Source organism: Enterobacter cloacae complex sp. HYC074_NIDB (assembly GCF_056673345.1).
In genome coordinates, this window is sequence record NZ_CP114214.1 from 2,857,849 (window position 1) to 2,875,628 (window position 17,780).

Here is a 17,780-nt window from a genome sequence, read left to right on the forward strand (position 1 = left end):
TCCCTAAGGGAGAGGGGTGAAGGTTTCCTATTTCTTCGGGAAAAGTTCTTTACGCTTGTACGGCTCTGTTTCGCCAGGTTTACGCGTTTTGAGCAGCTTCAGGATCCACGTATATTGCTCCTTATGCGGCCCCACCAGCACTTCCACCTCTTCATTCATGCGGCGTGCGATGGTGTGATCGTCTGCGGTCAGCAGATCGTCCATCGGCGGACGTACCTCAATGCTCAGGCGATGCGTTTTACCGTCATAAGCCGGGAACAGTGGGATCACGCGGGCGCGGCAGACTTTCATCAGGCGACCAATCGCTGGTAGCGTGGCTTTATAGGTTGCGAAGAAATCGACAAACTCGCTGTGCTCAGGACCATGGTCCTGATCGGGCAGATAGTAGCCCCAGTAACCCTGACGTACCGACTGAATGAAAGGCTTAATGCCATCGTTTCTGGCGTGCAAGCGTCCGCCAAAGCGACGGCGCACGGTATTCCAGACGAAATCGTAGATTTTGTTTCCCTGATTATGGAACATCGCCGCCATTTTCTGGCCCTGCGACGCCATTAACATCGCCGGAATGTCGACCCCCCAGCCGTGCGGCACCAGGAAAATCACCTTTTCATCATTGCGACGCATCTCGTCGATGATCTCCAGCCCTTTCCAGTCAACGCGTTCGACGATCTTCTCCGGCCCTTTCAGCGCCAGTTCCGCCATCATCGCCATCGCCTGCGGCGCAGTGGTATACATGTCATCAATGATTGCTTCGCGTTCGGCGTCGCTTTTATCCGGGAAACAGTACAACAGGTTTATTTGCGCGCGTCGGCGCGCGCTTTTACCCAAGCGCCCTGCCAGGCGCCCCACTTTACCGAGCACCGGATCGCGAAGGGAAGCAGGTAGCAACGCCATGCCAGCAAACGCGTATACGCCAATCCAGGCGCCCCAGTTACGCGGGTGGCGAAAAGATTTTTCAAACTCAGGAATGTACTCAATATTGTTTTTTTTGGTTTCCATGCGGGTTCCAGGGTCTGGTGACGCAAAAATATATGCGGATAGTGTAGCGAGGCTGCCGCCCGCGCACAAAAGAAAAAGCCGGCGCATACTGACGCCGGCTTTTTAAATCAGGAGAGCTTAGTCGAAGCGCAGCTGCGGCATCACCTCTTTCACCTGCGCCAGGTAATCTTTGCGATCTTTTCCGGTCAGCCCTTCGGTGCGCGGCAGTTTCGCCGTCAGCGGGTTAACCGCCTGCTGGTTGATCCACACTTCATAGTGCAGGTGCGGCCCCGTCGACCGGCCGGTGTTACCGGACAGCGCGATGCGATCGCCACGTTTCACCTTCTGGCCCGGTTTGACCAGCAGTTTACGCAGGTGCATGTAGCGGGTGGTGTACGTACGACCGTGACGAATAGCAACGTAATAGCCAGCAGCACCGCTGCGTTTCGCCATGACCACTTCACCATCTCCTACCGCCAGCACTGGCGTGCCCTGCGGCATAGCGAAGTCAACGCCACGGTGCGGCGCTACGCGGCCCGTTACCGGGTTCAGACGACGCGGGTTAAAGTTGGAGGAGACGCGGAACTGTTTCGCCGTTGGGAAACGCAGGAAGCCTTTTGCCAGACCCGTACCGCTGCGGTCATAGAACTTACCGTCTTCCGCGCGAATAGCGTAGTAGTCTTTGCCGTCTGAACGCAGACGAACGCCCACCAGCTGGCTCTGCTCGCGCTTACCGTCCAGCATTTCGCGGGACATCAGGACAGAGAACTGATCGCCTTTTTTCAGTTTGCGGAAATCCATCTGCCACTGCATGGCTTTGATCACCGAGCTGATTTCAGCGCTGGTCAGGCCGGCATCGCGTGCGCTGGAAACAAAGCTGCCGCCGACGGTTCCTTTCATGACGCTGTTAACCCAGTCGCCCTGCTGCAATTCACTGGTCATTTTGAAACCGTTTGCAGTGCGATCGTAGGTGCGGGTTTCGCGACGGGACATCTCCCAGGTCAGACGTTGCAGATCGCCGTCGGGCGTTAAGGTCCAGGAAAGTTGCTGACCAATTTTCAGGTTACGCAGCTCTTTATCGGATGCGGCGAGCTGGCTGATGTTGCCCATGTCGATACCGTACTGGTTCAGGACGCTGCTCAGCGTATCGCCAGTGGATACAACATATTCATGAATGCCAGCTTCATTCTGGATCTTGTCATCCAGCTCATCCTGGGGAATCGCTTCATCTTCCTGAGCGGCCTGATCGATAGGCTCGCTGGCCTCGGGCAGCAGAGAGCGGATCTCGCTCTTCTCCAGTTCGATGGTTTTGATGATTGGGGCGGAACTCGGGTGGTAAACATAGGGCCGCCAGACGGCGACCGCTAATGTGAGAACTGTAAGCGACCCCAGCATAACGCGGTGGGGTCGAGGCAGATTGTTAAATGCCAGGGCGACAGAGCGGGCTATCTGTTGCACGTATTCACTTCCTCGTTAATCTCCTTTCAGGCAGCTCGCATACTGATTCGCCAGTTGGCTGAGGAACTGCGAATAGCTCGCTTTGCTCAACTGGATGTTCGTACCTAGCGGGTCAAGGGTTCCCATGCGCACGGATGTTCCCCTGGCCACGGCTTCTACGACCGCTGGCCTGAACTGTGGCTCAGCAAAAACGCATGTCGCTTTTTGCTCAACCAACTGTGTTCTGATTTCATGTAAACGCTGCGCACCAGGCTGAATTTCAGGGTTGACGGTAAAATGCCCCAGCGGGGTCAGACCGTAATGTTTCTCGTAATACCCGTAGGCATCATGAAAAACGAAGTACCCTTTTCCTTTAAGCGGTGCGAGCTCGTTACCCACCTGTTTGTCGGTTGCGGCTAATTGAGCCTCAAAATCCTTCAGGTTGGCGTCGAGTTTGATTCGACTTTGCGGCATAAGTTCCACTAATTTGTCGTGGATTGCAACCGCTGTAAGCCGCGCTATCTCTGGGGAGAGCCAGAGATGCATGTTGTATTCACCGTGATGGTGATGGTCGTCACCTTTTTCACCATGAGCATGGTCGTGGTCGTGCTCATCACCCTCGTCCTCAGCTCCTTTCATGAGTAACGGTTTCACGCCGGACAGCCCGGCAATCGTCACCTGTTTCTCAGCGGGAAGCTGTCTGGCTGACTTCTGCATGAACGCTTCCATCTCAGGACCAATCCAGACGACTAAGTCCGCGTTCTGTAAGCGTTTTACATCAGATGGACGCAGAGAATAATCATGCTCGGAAGCCCCGTCAGGCAGCAGAACCTGTGTCTCAGTGATCCCGTCCGCGATGGCAGAGGCAATAAATCCAAGCGGTTTAAGCGAAGCGACAACAGCGGCGTTAACATCTTGTGCTGTTGTACCCCAAAGAGCAGCGGATAAAGCTGCGAAAAGAAGCGTATTTTTCTGTAACATAATGCGACTAATCATCGTAATGAATGCGTGGAATGTGATATTATAACATTCGATGACTTCTGCAAGCTTAAATTGACATGACGACTTTAGTTTCTCTTGAAAATGTTTCGGTCTCATTCGGCCAGCGCCGCGTCCTTTCTGACGTGTCGCTGAATCTGAAGCCCGGCAAAATACTCACGCTGCTCGGCCCTAACGGTGCAGGCAAGTCGACGCTGGTACGCGTCGTATTAGGCCTGGTAGCCCCTGACGCAGGTGTTATCGTCCGCGAAGACAAATTGCGTATCGGCTATGTGCCGCAAAAATTACACCTCGATGCCACCCTGCCCCTGACGGTGAGCCGCTTCCTGCGCCTCCGTCCCGGTACGCGTAAAGCGGATATCCTCCCGGCGCTGAAACGCGTTCAGGCGGGACATCTTGTTGAGGCGCCCTTGCAAAAGCTGTCGGGCGGTGAAACCCAGCGCGTATTGCTTGCCCGTGCCCTGCTCAGCAGCCCTCAGCTGCTGGTCCTGGACGAGCCGACGCAGGGTGTTGACGTCAACGGTCAGGTTGCGCTGTACGATCTGATTGACCAGCTCCGTCGGGAGCTTAACTGCGCGGTGCTGATGGTCTCCCATGATCTGCATCTGGTGATGGCCAAAACCGACGAAGTACTGTGCCTGAACCATCACATTTGTTGTTCCGGCACGCCGGAAGTGGTGTCAATGCATCCCGAATTTATCTCCATGTTTGGCCATCGTGGCGCCGAACAGCTGGGCATCTATCGCCATAATCACAATCACCGCCATGATTTACAGGGACGAATTGTCCTGCGTCGGGGAAATGGACACTCATGATTGAACTGTTACTGCCCGGCTGGCTGGCCGGGATTATGCTTGCCTGCGCCGCGGGTCCACTCGGCTCGTTTGTCGTCTGGCGCAGAATGTCCTATTTCGGCGATACGCTGGCCCATGCTTCATTGCTGGGTGTCGCGTTTGGTTTGTTACTGGACGTGAACCCGTTTTATGCGGTGATTGTCGTCACGCTGCTGCTGGCTGCCGGTCTGGTCTGGCTGGAAAAACGCCCTCACCTGGCAATTGATACCCTGCTCGGCATTATGGCGCACAGCGCCCTGTCGCTGGGCCTGGTGGTAGTGAGCCTGATGTCAAACATCCGCGTAGACCTGATGGCCTACCTGTTTGGCGATCTGCTGGCCGTCACGCCCGAAGATCTCATTTCCATTGCCATTGGCGTGGCGGTGGTGCTCGGGATCCTGCTGTGGCAGTGGCGTAGTTTACTGGCGATGACCGTCAGCCCGGATCTGGCCTTTGTCGACGGCGTGAAGCTTCAGCGCGTGAAGCTGCTGTTGATGCTGGTGACGGCGTTAACCATCGGTGTGGCGATGAAGTTTGTCGGCGCGCTGATCATCACGTCGCTGCTGATAATCCCTGCCGCCACGGCGCGCCGTTTTGCGCGATCGCCGGAGCAAATGGCCGGTATCGCGGTGATTATCGGAATGATTGCGGTGACGGGCGGGTTAACCTTCTCGGCGTTTTATGACACGCCAGCGGGGCCGTCGGTGGTATTGTGCGCGGCGGTGTTGTTTATTTTCAGTATGATGAAAAAGACCGCGCAGTAGTCAGCATGTCCCCGGTGGCGCTTCGCTTACCGGGGCTAGAATTTATCGCTACTTACGGCATCGCGGGCGGCGTAATGCCGAAATGATTCCACGCCCGCACCGTGGCCATACGCCCACGCGGGGTACGTTGCAGGAAGCCCTGTTGGATCAGATACGGTTCAAGCACGTCCTCAATGGTTTCACGCTCTTCCCCGATTGCTGCCGCCAGGTTATCCAGCCCGACCGGCCCCCCAAAGAACTTGTCCAGCACCGCCAGCAGCAGCTTGCGGTCCATGTAGTCAAAACCTTCGGCATCAACGTTCAGCATATCCAGCGCCTGCGCGGCGATCTCAGCGGAGATCGAACCGTTGTGCTTCACCTCAGCAAAGTCACGCACGCGGCGCAGCAGGCGGTTGGCGATACGCGGCGTACCGCGGGAACGCTTCGCCACTTCAAACGCCCCCTCTTCGCTCATCTCCAGCCCCATATAGCGGGCGCTGCGACCAACGATGTGCTGGAGGTCGGCCACCTGGTAAAACTCCAGACGCTGCACGATACCGAAGCGGTCGCGCAGTGGAGAGGTCAACGACCCGGCTCGCGTCGTGGCGCCAATCAGGGTAAACGGCGGCAGATCGATTTTGATGGAGCGTGCCGCCGGACCTTCACCGATCATGATATCCAGCTGATAATCTTCCATCGCCGGATAGAGCACCTCTTCCACCACCGGTGACAGGCGGTGGATCTCATCGATAAACAGCACGTCATGCGGTTCGAGGTTGGTCAGCATGGCCGCCAAATCGCCCGCCTTCTCCAGCACCGGGCCGGAGGTGGTGCGCAGGTTCACGCCCATTTCGTTGGCGACGATATTCGCCAGGGTGGTTTTACCTAACCCCGGCGGACCAAAAATCAGCAGGTGATCGAGCGCATCGCCGCGCAGCTTTGCCGCCTGGATGAAAATCTCCATCTGAGAACGAACCTGCGGCTGGCCGATATACTCATCCAGCAGTTTGGGACGGATCGCGCGATCCACCACGTCATCTGGCTGAATGGTGCCTGCCGATACCAGGCGGTCTGCTTCAATCATCCTTTACCTCACAATGCAGCGCGCAGCGCTTCACGAATCAGGGTTTCACTGCTGGCATCCGGTTTAGCAATTTTGCTCACCATCCGGCTGGCCTCCTGAGGTTTATAGCCCAGCGCCACCAGCGCGGCAACCGCTTCCTGCTCGGCATCATCATCCGATGCAGGCGCGCCCGGGGAAGTCAGCACCAGATCGGCTGCCGGCGTGAACAGATCGCCATGCAGACCTTTAAAGCGGTCCTTCATCTCGACAATTAAACGCTCGGCAGTTTTCTTCCCGATGCCCGGAAGTTTAATTAACGCAGCCGGATCTTCACGCTCAACGGCGTTCACAAACTGTGGCGCTGACATACCGGACAGAATCGCAAGCGCCAGCTTCGGCCCGACGCCGTTGGTTTTGATCAATTCGCGGAACAGGGTGCGTTCCTGTTTGTTATTGAATCCGTACAGCAGCTGAGCGTCTTCACGCACCACAAACTGGGTAAAGACAACCGCCTCTTTGCCCGCCTCCGGAAGCTCGTAGAAGCAGGTCATCGGCATATGGACTTCATAGCCCACGCCACCCACTTCCAGCAGCACTAACGGGGGTTGTTTTTCAATGATGATGCCTCTGAGTCTGCCTATCACGTGACGCTCCTGCGTTCTGGAAGAAATTATCTGCCGACATAATAAAAAAAGGCTGGATAAACATCCAGCCTGATTTGTCATTATCGTAACCTGCCTCGCGCCAGATTGAGCCGCGACTCGCTCATTTGCATCGCATTCTGGCTGACGTGACAGTGGGTAATCGCAATGGCCAGCGCATCCGCGGCGTCGGCCTGCGGGTTCGCAGGGAGCTTCAGCAGGGTACGCACCATGTGCTGCACCTGGCTTTTCTCCGCGCTACCAATGCCCACCACCGTCTGCTTAACCTGACGGGCCGCATACTCGAACACCGGCAGATCCTGGTTCACGGCGGCAACAATCGCCACGCCGCGCGCCTGACCGAGCTTTAACGCCGAGTCAGCGTTTTTCGCCATAAAGACCTGCTCGATGGCGAAATAGTCCGGCTGAAACTGGGTGATGATCTCCGACACGCCCGCATAGATGAGCTTCAGGCGCGACGGCAGATCGTCCACTTTGGTGCGAATACACCCACTGCCGAGGTAGGTTAACTGGCGTCCCACCTGACGGATAACGCCATACCCGGTGACGCGTGAGCCTGGGTCAATCCCGAGAATAATCGACATCACGCGTCTCCTGTAACGGATCTACACGCTCTCATCAGAGAGTCGCTGCAACCTCATCAGAGATTTCACCGTTGTGGTACACTTCCTGTACGTCGTCGCAGTCTTCGAGCATGTCGATCATACGCAGCAGTTTCGGTGCGGTTTCCGCATCCATGTCCGCTTTGGTAGACGGGATCATGGAGACTTCAGCGTTATCCGCCTTCAGGCCAGCCGCTTCCAGCGCATCGCGCACGGCACCCATCTCTTCCCATGCGGTGTAAACATCAATAGCGCCGTCGTCGTAGGTCACCACGTCTTCCGCACCGGCTTCCAGCGCCGCTTCCATGATCGCATCTTCGTCGCCTTTCTCGAAGGAGATGACGCCTTTTTTGCTGAACAGGTACGCTACAGAACCGTCAGTGCCCAGGTTGCCGCCGGTTTTGGTGAACGCGTGGCGCACTTCCGCAACGGTACGGTTACGGTTGTCGGACAGACACTCAACCATCACCGCCGTACCGCCAGGACCGTAACCTTCATAAATGATGGTTTCCATGTTCGCGTCTTCATCACCGCCCACGCCACGTGCGATTGCACGGTTCAGGGTGTCACGCGTCATGTTGTTGGACAGGGCTTTATCCACCGCTGCGCGCAGACGTGGGTTAGAGGCCGGATCGCCGCCGCCCAGACGCGCCGCTGTCACCAGCTCACGAATGATTTTGGTAAAGATTTTACCGCGTTTGGCATCCTGTGCCGCTTTGCGGTGTTTGGTGTTGGCCCACTTACTATGACCTGCCATAAAAAGTTCTCCAAAAATCGCGCCTTCTCAGGCAGCGTTAATTACAAATTCTTCAATCGCCTGCCGGTTGCTCCACGACTTGGTCAGTGCGGCGGCATCCGCCGCATCCACCCAGCGGTAGGTCAGGTGTTCCGTGAACACGATCTCCCGCTCATGGGGAAGCGCAAGGCAGAACCATGATTCCGTATTGCGCTCAATTCCCGGTGCATAGCGATGACGTAAATGGCTAAAAATTTCAAACTCCACCGTGCGCTGACAGTCCTTCAGGGTCAGTTGCTCGTAAGCAACATCAATGGCGACCTCTTCCTTTACTTCACGCGCGGCGGCCTGCGGTGCGGTCTCCCCCTCTTCCAGGCTGCCGGTAACCGACTGCCAGAAATCCGGATCGTCGCGCCGCTGCAACATCAGCACCCGCTTCGTGTCTTCTGCATAAATGACCACCAGAACCGAAACGGGACGCTTATATGCCATATCAGTTTTTCTCTTCCTTCTTCACCACCTCAATGCCCAGCTCAGCCAGTGCGGCCGGGTTGGCAAAGCTTGGCGCTTCGGTCATCAGACACGCGGCGGCAGTGGTTTTCGGGAAGGCGATCACATCACGGATGTTATCGGTGCCGGTCAGCAGCATGGTCAGACGGTCAAGACCGAAAGCCAGACCCGCGTGCGGAGGCGTACCGTATTTCAGCGCGTCCAGCAGGAAGCCGAACTTCTCGCGCTGCTCCTGTTCGTTGATGCCCAGGATGCCGAACACGGTCTGCTGCATTTCACCGCTGTGAATACGCACGGAACCACCGCCCACTTCGTAGCCGTTGATGACCATATCGTAGGCGTTTGCCACTGCGTCTTCCGGTGCTGCCTTCAGCTCTGCCGGCGTCATGTCTTTTGGCGAGGTGAACGGGTGGTGCATCGCGGTCAGGCCGCCTTCACCGTCGTCTTCAAACATCGGGAAGTCGATCACCCACAGCGGCGCCCATTTACTTTCGTCGGTCAGGTTCAGGTCTTTGCCGAGCTTCAGACGCAGTGCGCCCATCGCATCCGCAACCACTTTCTTGTTGTCTGCGCCGAAGAAGATCATGTCGCCGTCCTGCGCGCCGGTGCGCTCCAGGATCGCTTCCACGATGTCCGCGTTCAGGAATTTCGCAACCGGGCTGGTGATACCTTCCAGACCTTTCGCACGCTCGGTCACTTTAATATAGGCCAGACCTTTCGCGCCGTAGATCTTGATGAAGTTGCCGTAGTCGTCGATCTGCTTACGGCTCAGAGCCGCTCCGCCCGGCACGCGCAGTGCCGCCACGCGGCCTTTCGGATCGTTAGCCGGGCCAGCAAAGACCGCGAACTCAACGGCTTTCACCAGGTCTGCCACGTCCACCAGCTCCATCGGGTTACGCAGGTCTGGTTTGTCGGAGCCGTAGCGACGCTCGGCTTCCGCGAAGGTCATGATTGGGAAATCGCCCAGCTCGACGCCTTTCACGTCATTCCACAGGCTACGCACCAGGGCTTCCATCACTTCACGCACCTGCTCAGCGGTCATGAAGGAGGTTTCCACATCGATCTGGGTAAATTCTGGCTGACGGTCAGCGCGCAGGTCTTCGTCGCGGAAGCATTTCACGATCTGATAGTAGCGATCGAAGCCAGACATCATCAGCAGCTGTTTGAACAGCTGTGGAGACTGCGGCAGCGCATAGAATTTGCCTTTATGGACGCGGGATGGCACCAGGTAATCGCGCGCGCCTTCCGGCGTGGCTTTGGTCAGCATCGGGGTTTCGATATCAAGGAAACCGTGGTCATCCATAAAACGGCGCACCAGGCTGGTGATTTTCGCACGGGTTTTCAGGCGCTGAGCCATTTCCGGACGACGCAGATCCAGGTAGCGGTATTTCAGACGCGCTTCTTCAGTGTTGACGTGGTTGGAGTCCAGCGGCAACGCTTCCGCGCGGTTGATGATCGTCAGATCGGACGCCAGCACTTCGATAGCGCCGGTCGCCATGTCGGCGTTGACGTTTTTCTCGTCACGCGCACGCACGGTGCCCGTCACCTGAATGCAGAACTCATTGCGCAGCTCAGAAGCCAGCTTCAACGCATCAGCGCGATCCGGATCGAAGAACACCTGAACGATACCTTCGCGGTCACGCATATCAATAAAGATAAGGCTACCAAGATCGCGACGACGATTGACCCAACCACACAGGGTGACCTGCTGCCCGACGTGGGACTGACGCAGCTGCCCGCAATATTCTGTACGCATGAGATATCCCTTAATTAGCCGCAGGCTGATTGTCGCCTGTCTCGCAGGCTACGATGTCGCAGCTTTCTGTATGTCACAACTGGATGAAAAAAGGCGGCTATTATACTGGAAATTCTGCCGCACGATAAGAGCGAAGCACGACCTGACGCGCGTTTGCTGAACTCTTATTGCCTATTCTCACAAAAATTAACAAAATTATCCGACCGATAACAGGCCATCACGTCGTAAGGTGTAGAAAAGCAATCATTTGACGGGAGCGACGATGTTTACACTTGATGCCACCAAAACCGCCCTTGTGGTCATTGATTTACAGGAAGGCATTCTGCCTTTTGCCGGTGGTCCGCACACCGCTGACGATGTGGTCAGCCGCGCTGCGCGCCTGGCAGAAAAATGCCGCGCCAGCGGCTCGCCTGTTGTTATGGTGCGCGTCGGCTGGTCCGCTGATTTCGCCGAAGCGTTAAAACAGCCGGTTGATGCTCAGGCCCCGGCGCAGGCGCTGCCGGACAACTGGTGGACATATCCTGTCTCGCTCGGTAAACGCGACAGCGATATAGAAGTCACCAAACGCCAGTGGGGCGCATTCTACGGCACTGACCTGGAGCTCCAGCTGCGCCGTCGCGGGATCGACACGATTATTCTGTGCGGGATCTCCACCAATATCGGTGTGGAATCCACCGCCCGTAACGCCTGGGAGCTGGGCTTTAACCTGGTGATCGCGGAAGATGCGTGCAGCGCAGCCTCTGCGGATCAGCACCAGTGCAGCATGACCCATATCTTCCCGCGTATCGGTCGCGTGCGCAGCACGGATGAGATCCTCAGCGCGCTATGATGTACGTGGGCCTGCCCCAGTGGTCGCACCCGAAATGGGTGCGCCTGGGTATTACCAGCCTTGAAGAGTATGCCCGACACTTTAACTGCGTGGAGGGCAATACCACGCTGTACGCCCTGCCCCGCGCGGAGATCGTCGAACGCTGGCGTGAGCAAACCACCGACGACTTCCGCTTTTGCTTTAAATTCCCGGCGACCATCTCCCACAACGCCGCGCTGCGCAACTGCGATGATTTAACCCACGATTTTTTCACCCGGATGTCGCCTCTGGCCAACCGTATTGGCCAGTACTGGCTCCAGCTTCCCGCCGCGTTTGGCCCACGCGACCTGCCCGCCCTCTGGCAGTTTCTCGAGGCCCTGCCACTTGATTTCACCTACGGCGTAGAAGTGAGGCATCCGGAATTCTTTGCCAAAGGCGACGCGGAGAAAGCGCTCAATCGCGGCCTGCATGAACGATCGGTCAACCGCGTGATCCTCGACAGCCGCCCCGTGCACAGCGCAATCCCGCACAGCGAAGCCGTTGTTGATGCCCAGCGCAAAAAACCGAAAGTGCCCGTCCATGCGATCGTAACGGCGCAGAACCCGATGGTCCGGTTTATCGGCAGCGATAACATGCAGCAAAATGAGGAGATGTTCGCCGTCTGGCTGCAAACGCTGGCGAAATGGGAGCACACCACCACGCCGTACCTTTTTTTACATACGCCGGATATCGCACAGGCGCCTGAACTGGTCGATGCTCTCTGGCAGGCCTTGCAGCAGGCGGTTCCGTCGGTTGGCCCCGCGCCGTCCATCCCACAACAATCTTCTCTTTTCTGAAATCACCCCCTATCATAGAGACGTGCCATCTGCCAAAAACAGGGAGTTAGTATGGTCAGCGCGCTGTATGCGGTGTTAGGTGCATTACTGCTGATTAAGTTTTCATTTGATGTTGTGCGCCTGAGAATGCAGTACCGCGTCTCGTACGGTGACGGGGGCTTTTCTGAGCTGCAAAGCGCAATCCGGATCCACGGCAACGCGGTCGAGTACATTCCCGTCGCGTTAATTTTACTGCTGTTAATGGAGATGGATGGCGCTGAAACCTGGATGGTGCACGTCTGCGGGCTGCTGCTGATAGCAGGGCGTTTGATGCATTATTATGGTTTTCACCACCGCCTGATCCGCTGGCGTCGTTCCGGCATGAGCGCGACCTGGTGCTCGCTTTTGCTGATGGTGCTGGCTAACCTTTGGTATATGCCGTGGGAGTTGGTTTTCTCCTTCCATTAGCGCACAATATGCCCCTTTATTTTTCCCGGATTTTTACGTTATGTCAGATCGCGACACGCTTTTTTCCGCGCCTATCGCCAGCCTGGGCGACTGGACCTTTGATGAACGGGTAGCCGAAGTCTTCCCGGATATGATCCAGCGCTCTGTTCCCGGTTATTCCAATATTATCTCCATGATCGGCATGCTGGCGGAGCGTTTTGTTCAACCCGGCACGCAGGTCTATGACCTGGGCTGTTCGCTGGGAGCGGCAACGCTGTCCATTCGTCGTAACGTTCATCACGAAGGCTGCAAGATTGTGGCTGTCGATAACTCACCGGCCATGGTCGAACGCTGCCGTCGCCACATTGACGCGTATAAAGCCCCTACGCCTGTGGAGGTGGTAGAAGGCGATATCCGCGATATCGACATCCAGAACGCCTCGATGGTGGTTCTGAACTTTACCCTTCAGTTCCTGGTGCCGGACGATCGTCAGCGGCTGCTGGATAAAATTTATCAAGGCCTTAACCCGGGCGGCGCGCTGGTGTTGTCTGAGAAATTCAGCTTTGAAGACGCCAGCGTGGGCGAACTGCTGTTCAACATGCACCATGATTTCAAGCGTGCAAATGGCTACAGCGAGCTGGAGATCAGCCAGAAGCGCAGCATGCTTGAAAACGTCATGCTGACGGATTCCGTAGAAACCCACAAAGCGCGCCTGCGCAAAGCCGGATTTGAACACAGCGAACTGTGGTTCCAGTGCTTTAACTTTGGTTCTCTGGTGGCGCTGAAAGCCGGAGACGCAGCATGATCGAGTTCGGTAATTTCTATCAGCTGATTGCCAAAAACCATCTTTCCCACTGGCTGGAAACCCTGCCTGCGCAAATTGCCACCTGGCAGCGCGATCAGCAGCATGGTCTGTTGAAGCAGTGGTCCAACGCCGTGGAGTTTCTGCCTGAACTGACGCCTCATCGTCTGGATTTACTGCACAGCGTGACGGCGGAGAGCGAAGAGCCGCTCCCGGCCGGGCAGATCAACCGCATCGAAACGCTGATGCGTAACCTGATGCCGTGGCGCAAAGGGCCGTTTTCACTTTACGGCGTAAACATCAACACCGAGTGGCGCTCTGACTGGAAGTGGGATCGCGTTCTGCCGCATTTATCCGACCTGACCGGGCGCACCATTCTGGACGTGGGCTGCGGTAGCGGCTATCACATGTGGCGCATGATCGGCGCAGGCGCGCATCTGGTCGTCGGTATCGATCCGATGCAGCTGTTCCTGTGCCAGTTTGAAGCGGTGCGTAAGCTGTTGGGTAACGACCAGCGTGCGCACCTGTTGCCGCTGGGTATCGAGCAACTCCCTGCCCTGAAAGCCTTTGATACCGTTTTCTCGATGGGCGTGCTGTACCACCGTCGTTCCCCGCTGGAGCATCTCTGGCAATTGAAAGATCAGCTGGTCAGCGGCGGCGAACTGGTGCTCGAAACGTTGGTTATCGAAGGCGATGAACATGCCGTTCTGGTGCCGGGCGATCGCTATGCGCAGATGCGCAACGTTTACTTCATCCCTTCCGCGCTGGCGCTGAAGAACTGGCTGGAGAAATGTGGGTTTGTCGATGTACGCATCGCCGATGTGTGCGTGACGTCGATTGAAGAACAGCGTCGCACCGACTGGATGATCACCGAATCGCTGGAGCAATTCCTCGACCCGGACGATCACAGTAAAACCATCGAAGGCTATCCGGCCCCGATGCGTGCGGTATTGATTGCGACGAAGCCGTAGTTTGTGCCGGGTGGCGGCTGCGCCTTACCCGGCCTACGCGTCGCACGTTTTCTCCAAAATAGTTCAAGTTGCAGCAAGGCGGCAACGCAGCGAATCCCCGGGAGCTTACATCAGTAAGTGACCGGGGTGAGCGAGGCGGCCAACGCGGCTGCGGCTTGAAATATGAAGGAGAAAAAAAGGCCCCTGTGTAATTTGCAGGGGCCTGGTACAAGCAAGCATCATATTGGGCGACATGATGCGCGGTAAAAATCGGTACGTTGCTACACGTGATGACGTTCAATCAACGATTTCATTACCGCAACCGACTCTCCATCCACACCGTAGCGCGAGTACTCATCCGCTTCAGCATCCGTCGACATTGACAACCCTGTATTGCGATAACGCATGGGTGAAGGTATCCATTTACCCGCTGAGCTGTGCAGCTCTTCCACCCCTGCGTTTAAAAACAGTTCCAGATTGCTGGCGCGTACTCCTGCGCCCGCCATGATTATTGGAACACCGGAATGTGCTTTTAGTTCCGTAATTAATTTCAGTCCTTTTTCAGCCGAGGACTGCTGGCCCGACGTCAGAACGCGCGCCACGCCCAGTTCTGCCAGCGTATCAAAGGCTTGTATCGGATCCTGACACATATCGAACGCACGATGAAAAGTGACCACCATCCCCCGGGCGGCGCGCATGACCTGACGCATACGCGGAAGATCGATGTTGCCGTCTTCGTCCAGTACACCGATCACCAGCCCCGGAAAACCTAAATCACGGACGAGGGCGATATCCTCAAGCATGGCACTGAACTCACCCGCCGTATAACAAAAATCACCGCCGCGCGGGCGAATAATCGGGTGCACCGGAATAGTGATGGCCTGACGGGCTGATTTCAGCACGCCAGAGGACGGGGTTAATCCTCCTTCTTTCGGTGCCGCGCAAAGCTCGATGCGATCGGCCCCGTGCCGTTGCGCAGTGACGGCACACTCCACGCTGTAACAACAAATTTCCAGCAGCGCCATGTCATCCTCCTTAAATTTCACTCAACGTATCATCGTGGCACGTTGCCCGATTGGTGTCTGGATCGACGCTCACAATGCTTACGCTTCGCTGGCGACGATCTGCTCGATAGTCCAGGGATGGAATTTCACCGTCACGTTGCCGTCCGTTACGGCAAGCGTAGGGTTCGGTAAGCGTTCGCGCTCCCCTTTTGGCGAGCTGGTTTTGACGAAAATACCCGGCTGGCTTAACCCCTCGTCGGAAAGCAGCGCCAGCGCACGGGCGTTCAGCGTCTCGGGTTCCCCTGGCAGAACAATTTCGATATGCTCCCAGCCTTCGTGCGGATAACGCTTCTCTCCTGGCCAGGGCAGTTCCACAACGGTGAATTGCCAGTGCGCCACCGTTACCGGCGCGTGAAGTTTGAACAGGCAAATCGGGCGACCGTTAATGATATTCTCTGACAGCAGTTCTCCGCACTGTTCAAAGCCACGCCGCCAGCGTTCGGCGGTGGCATTCTGGTGGCAGCGCAAAGAGATGTGATCGGCCTCAAGCGGCGCGATATCCAGCCCGAGACGGGTGGCAAGTTCTGTGAACGCCTGGGTGAAGCGCGGTAAATCTGCGGAAATATCATGCAGTTCGTCAATGGTGTGCCAGTTCGCCATAGGTCAGTCTCGTTTCGTGTCGCAAAGCCGCTAATTTACTCTGTTGCCCTCTGTCGACCAACAGCAGAATCACGGTTTTTTCGACTGCATGATTATGCATACCGTCTTCGCCTGGATTCTGAGCGATCTTCGCCCCCCGCAGGGCTGACGCCCGAAGGCATTTGCAGTATACTCCCGCCCTAAATTCTTAAACTGGCGTGGGTGTTTTTTACCCGCATCAAAAACGTAAGGTATCCAGGTGAATATTCAGGCTCTTCTCTCAGAAAAAGTCAGTCAGGCACTGATTGCCGCAGGTGCGCCTGCGGATTGCGAACCACAGGTTCGTCAGTCAGCGAAAGTACAGTTTGGCGACTATCAGGCTAATGGCGTGATGGCAGTGGCTAAAAAACTGGGCATGCCGCCGCGACAGCTCGCTGAGCAGGTACTGACGCATCTGGATCTCACCGGCATCGCCAGCAAAACCGAAATCGCCGGTCCAGGCTTTATCAACATTTTCCTTGAGCCTGCATTCCTGGCAAGCCACGTTGACGCGGCGCTGAAATCTGACCGTCTGGGCGTGGCTCAGCCAGAAGCGCAGACCGTGGTGGTTGACTACTCCGCGCCAAACGTGGCGAAAGAGATGCACGTCGGTCACCTGCGCTCCACCATCATCGGTGACGCGGCAGTGCGTACCCTGGAGTTCCTTGGTCACAAGGTGATCCGCGCTAACCACGTAGGCGACTGGGGCACGCAGTTCGGCATGCTGATCGCGTATCTGGAAAAACAGCAGCAGGAAAACGCAGGCGAAATGGCGCTGGCAGACCTGGAAGGTTTCTACCGTGAAGCCAAAAAGCACTATGACGAAGACGAAGCCTTCGCCGAGCGCGCGCGCAGCTACGTGGTGAAACTTCAAGGTGGCGACCCGTACTTCCTCGAGATGTGGCGCAAGCTGGTGGACATTACCATGTCCCAGAACCAGCTTACCTATAATCGTCTGAACGTGACCCTGACCCGTGACGACGTGATGGGTGAAAGCCTGTATAACCCGATGCTGCCAGGCATTGTGGCGGACCTGAAAGCTAAAAATCTGGCGGTGGAAAGCGAAGGCGCAACGGTGGTGTTCCTTGATGAGTATAAAAACAAGGAAGGCGAACCGATGGGCGTGATCGTCCAGAAAAAGGATGGCGGCTATCTTTACACCACCACCGACATCGCCTGTGCGAAATACCGTTACGAAACCCTGCATGCGGACCGCGTGCTGTATTACATCGACTCCCGTCAGCATCAGCATCTGATGCAGGCGTGGACTATCGTGCGTAAAGCGGGTTATGTGCCGGATTCCGTGCCGCTGGAACATCACATGTTCGGCATGATGCTGGGTAAAGACGGTAAGCCGTTCAAAACCCGTGCGGGCGGCACCGTGAAGCTTTCCGATCTGCTGGATGAAGCGCTGGAACGCGCGCGTCGCCTGGTGGCCGAGAAGAACCCGGACATGCCTGCTGACGAGCTGGAGAAACTTGCTAACGCGGTGGGAATTGGCGCGGTGAAATACGCGGATCTCTCCAAGAACCGTACCACCGACTATATCTTCGACTGGGACAACATGCTGGCGTTTGAAGGCAACACGGCGCCATACATGCAGTACGCTTATACCCGGGTACTCTCCGTCTTCCGTAAAGCCAATATCGACGAAAGCGTGCTGGCGAATGCTACGGTGTCTATTACCGAAGACCGTGAAGCACAGCTGGCTGCCCGCCTGCTTCAGTTCGAAGAGACGCTCTCCGTGGTCGCGCGTGACGGTACGCCGCACGTTATGTGTGCTTACCTGTACGATCTGGCCGGTCTGTTCTCTGGCTTCTACGAACACTGCCCTATCCTCTCTGCCGAGAACGAAGCGGTGCGCCACAGCCGCCTGAAGCTCGCGCAGCTGACGGCGAAGACCCTGAAGCTCGGTCTGGATACTCTGGGTATCGAAACCGTAGAGCGTATGTAAAAA

The 17,780-nt window shown here is 56.5% G+C and carries 19 protein-coding genes; 8 read left to right on the forward strand and 11 right to left on the reverse strand.

What is annotated here, in order from left to right:
* Positions 1-27: 27 nt before the first annotated feature.
* The 3 genes from lpxM to znuA form a co-directional block, all read right to left on the reverse strand.
* Positions 28-999, reverse strand: a complete 972-nt coding sequence (gene lpxM / locus O1724_RS13925) for a lauroyl-Kdo(2)-lipid IV(A) myristoyltransferase (protein WP_022651444.1) — start codon at positions 997-999, stop codon at positions 28-30.
* 117 nt (positions 1,000-1,116) lie between these two features.
* Positions 1,117-2,436 carry a murein DD-endopeptidase MepM gene (mepM, locus tag O1724_RS13930; protein ID WP_003859762.1) on the reverse strand — a complete coding sequence of 440 codons (1,320 nt, stop codon included), beginning with the start codon at positions 2,434-2,436 and terminating at the stop codon, positions 1,117-1,119.
* Between the two features lie 15 nt (positions 2,437-2,451).
* Entirely contained in the window at positions 2,452-3,396 is a 945-nt protein-coding gene (gene znuA, locus O1724_RS13935; protein WP_032610246.1) for a zinc ABC transporter substrate-binding protein ZnuA, read from the reverse strand.
* 77 nt (positions 3,397-3,473) lie between these two features.
* On the opposite strand from znuA, the gene znuC reads away from it, so the two are divergent.
* Complete coding sequence (gene znuC / locus O1724_RS13940) at positions 3,474-4,229, forward strand: zinc ABC transporter ATP-binding protein ZnuC (RefSeq protein ID WP_003859757.1); 756 nt, start codon at positions 3,474-3,476, stop codon at positions 4,227-4,229.
* On the forward strand, positions 4,226-5,011 hold the full coding sequence (gene znuB / locus O1724_RS13945; protein WP_126296990.1) for a zinc ABC transporter permease subunit ZnuB: 786 nt from the start codon (positions 4,226-4,228) through the stop codon (positions 5,009-5,011). Before znuC ends, znuB begins: the two co-directional genes overlap by 4 nt.
* 52 nt (positions 5,012-5,063) lie before the next feature.
* On the opposite strand, the gene ruvB is transcribed toward znuB, so the two are convergent.
* From ruvB to aspS, 6 genes are all read right to left on the reverse strand, one after another.
* Positions 5,064-6,074 carry a Holliday junction branch migration DNA helicase RuvB gene (ruvB, locus tag O1724_RS13950; protein ID WP_126296991.1) on the reverse strand — a complete coding sequence of 337 codons (1,011 nt, stop codon included), beginning with the start codon at positions 6,072-6,074 and terminating at the stop codon, positions 5,064-5,066.
* An 8-nt stretch (positions 6,075-6,082) separates the two neighbouring features.
* Positions 6,083-6,697: a Holliday junction branch migration protein RuvA gene (gene ruvA, locus O1724_RS13955; RefSeq protein ID WP_003859751.1), complete on the reverse strand. Its 615-nt coding sequence runs from the start codon at positions 6,695-6,697 to the stop codon at positions 6,083-6,085.
* 80 nt (positions 6,698-6,777) lie between these two features.
* Positions 6,778-7,299: a crossover junction endodeoxyribonuclease RuvC gene (gene ruvC / locus O1724_RS13960; protein ID WP_003859749.1), complete on the reverse strand. Its 522-nt coding sequence runs from the start codon at positions 7,297-7,299 to the stop codon at positions 6,778-6,780.
* Between the two features lie 34 nt (positions 7,300-7,333).
* Positions 7,334-8,074, reverse strand: a complete 741-nt coding sequence (locus tag O1724_RS13965; protein ID WP_126296992.1) for a YebC/PmpR family DNA-binding transcriptional regulator — start codon at positions 8,072-8,074, stop codon at positions 7,334-7,336.
* A gap of 27 nt (positions 8,075-8,101) precedes the next feature.
* Positions 8,102-8,545: a dihydroneopterin triphosphate diphosphatase gene (gene nudB / locus O1724_RS13970; protein ID WP_003859745.1), complete on the reverse strand. Its 444-nt coding sequence runs from the start codon at positions 8,543-8,545 to the stop codon at positions 8,102-8,104.
* A gap of 1 nt (position 8,546) precedes the next feature.
* Complete coding sequence (aspS, locus tag O1724_RS13975; RefSeq protein ID WP_003859743.1) at positions 8,547-10,319, reverse strand: aspartate--tRNA ligase; 1,773 nt, start codon at positions 10,317-10,319, stop codon at positions 8,547-8,549.
* A 262-nt stretch (positions 10,320-10,581) separates the two neighbouring features.
* On the opposite strand from aspS, the gene O1724_RS13980 reads away from it, so the two are divergent.
* The 5 genes from O1724_RS13980 to cmoB are packed head-to-tail and all read left to right on the forward strand — an operon-like array spanning position 10,582 to position 14,162.
* Positions 10,582-11,148, forward strand: a complete 567-nt coding sequence (locus O1724_RS13980) for a hydrolase (RefSeq protein ID WP_032609519.1) — start codon at positions 10,582-10,584, stop codon at positions 11,146-11,148.
* On the forward strand, positions 11,145-11,963 hold the full coding sequence (locus O1724_RS13985) for a DUF72 domain-containing protein (RefSeq protein ID WP_126296993.1): 819 nt from the start codon (positions 11,145-11,147) through the stop codon (positions 11,961-11,963). Before O1724_RS13980 ends, O1724_RS13985 begins: the two co-directional genes overlap by 4 nt.
* A gap of 51 nt (positions 11,964-12,014) precedes the next feature.
* Complete coding sequence (locus O1724_RS13990; RefSeq protein ID WP_003859737.1) at positions 12,015-12,410, forward strand: MAPEG family protein; 396 nt, start codon at positions 12,015-12,017, stop codon at positions 12,408-12,410.
* Positions 12,411-12,450: 40 nt separating this feature from the next.
* Complete coding sequence (gene cmoA / locus O1724_RS13995) at positions 12,451-13,194, forward strand: carboxy-S-adenosyl-L-methionine synthase CmoA (RefSeq protein WP_003859735.1); 744 nt, start codon at positions 12,451-12,453, stop codon at positions 13,192-13,194.
* On the forward strand, positions 13,191-14,162 hold the full coding sequence (gene cmoB / locus O1724_RS14000; protein ID WP_003859733.1) for a tRNA 5-methoxyuridine(34)/uridine 5-oxyacetic acid(34) synthase CmoB: 972 nt from the start codon (positions 13,191-13,193) through the stop codon (positions 14,160-14,162). Before cmoA ends, cmoB begins: the two co-directional genes overlap by 4 nt.
* Positions 14,163-14,422: 260 nt before the next feature.
* Here cmoB and cutC read toward each other — a convergent pair whose 3' ends face one another.
* Together cutC and O1724_RS14010 are read right to left on the reverse strand one after the other, a co-directional pair.
* Complete coding sequence (gene cutC / locus O1724_RS14005) at positions 14,423-15,166, reverse strand: copper homeostasis protein CutC (RefSeq protein ID WP_023314351.1); 744 nt, start codon at positions 15,164-15,166, stop codon at positions 14,423-14,425.
* Between the two features lie 78 nt (positions 15,167-15,244).
* Positions 15,245-15,805, reverse strand: coding sequence for a VOC family protein (locus O1724_RS14010; protein WP_015570274.1), 561 nt, complete (start codon positions 15,803-15,805; stop codon positions 15,245-15,247).
* Between the two features lie 238 nt (positions 15,806-16,043).
* Between O1724_RS14010 and argS the strand changes: the two genes are divergently transcribed.
* A complete protein-coding gene (gene argS / locus O1724_RS14015) occupies positions 16,044-17,777 on the forward strand; it encodes an arginine--tRNA ligase (protein WP_003859730.1) in 1,734 nt (577 codons plus the stop codon).
* Positions 17,778-17,780 lie beyond the last annotated feature (3 nt).

Excerpts from the sequence above, each read along its gene's own strand:
- lpxM (WP_022651444.1), bottom strand. The coding sequence starts at position 999 with ATGGAAACCAAAAAAAACAATATTGAGTACATTCCTGAGTTTGAAAAA.
- znuA (WP_032610246.1), bottom strand. The coding sequence starts at position 3,396 with ATGTTACAGAAAAATACGCTTCTTTTCGCAGCTTTATCCGCTGCTCTT.
- znuC (WP_003859757.1), top strand. The coding sequence starts at position 3,474 with ATGACGACTTTAGTTTCTCTTGAAAATGTTTCGGTCTCATTCGGCCAG.
- znuB (WP_126296990.1), top strand. The coding sequence starts at position 4,226 with ATGATTGAACTGTTACTGCCCGGCTGGCTGGCCGGGATTATGCTTGCC.
- ruvB (WP_126296991.1), bottom strand. The coding sequence starts at position 6,074 with ATGATTGAAGCAGACCGCCTGGTATCGGCAGGCACCATTCAGCCAGAT.
- ruvC (WP_003859749.1), bottom strand. The coding sequence starts at position 7,299 with ATGTCGATTATTCTCGGGATTGACCCAGGCTCACGCGTCACCGGGTAT.
- O1724_RS13965 (WP_126296992.1), bottom strand. The coding sequence starts at position 8,074 with ATGGCAGGTCATAGTAAGTGGGCCAACACCAAACACCGCAAAGCGGCA.
- nudB (WP_003859745.1), bottom strand. The coding sequence starts at position 8,545 with ATGGCATATAAGCGTCCCGTTTCGGTTCTGGTGGTCATTTATGCAGAA.
- aspS (WP_003859743.1), bottom strand. The coding sequence starts at position 10,319 with ATGCGTACAGAATATTGCGGGCAGCTGCGTCAGTCCCACGTCGGGCAG.
- O1724_RS13980 (WP_032609519.1), top strand. The coding sequence starts at position 10,582 with ATGTTTACACTTGATGCCACCAAAACCGCCCTTGTGGTCATTGATTTA.
- O1724_RS13985 (WP_126296993.1), top strand. The coding sequence starts at position 11,145 with ATGATGTACGTGGGCCTGCCCCAGTGGTCGCACCCGAAATGGGTGCGC.
- O1724_RS13990 (WP_003859737.1), top strand. The coding sequence starts at position 12,015 with ATGGTCAGCGCGCTGTATGCGGTGTTAGGTGCATTACTGCTGATTAAG.
- cmoA (WP_003859735.1), top strand. The coding sequence starts at position 12,451 with ATGTCAGATCGCGACACGCTTTTTTCCGCGCCTATCGCCAGCCTGGGC.
- cmoB (WP_003859733.1), top strand. The coding sequence starts at position 13,191 with ATGATCGAGTTCGGTAATTTCTATCAGCTGATTGCCAAAAACCATCTT.
- cutC (WP_023314351.1), bottom strand. The coding sequence starts at position 15,166 with ATGGCGCTGCTGGAAATTTGTTGTTACAGCGTGGAGTGTGCCGTCACT.
- O1724_RS14010 (WP_015570274.1), bottom strand. The coding sequence starts at position 15,805 with ATGGCGAACTGGCACACCATTGACGAACTGCATGATATTTCCGCAGAT.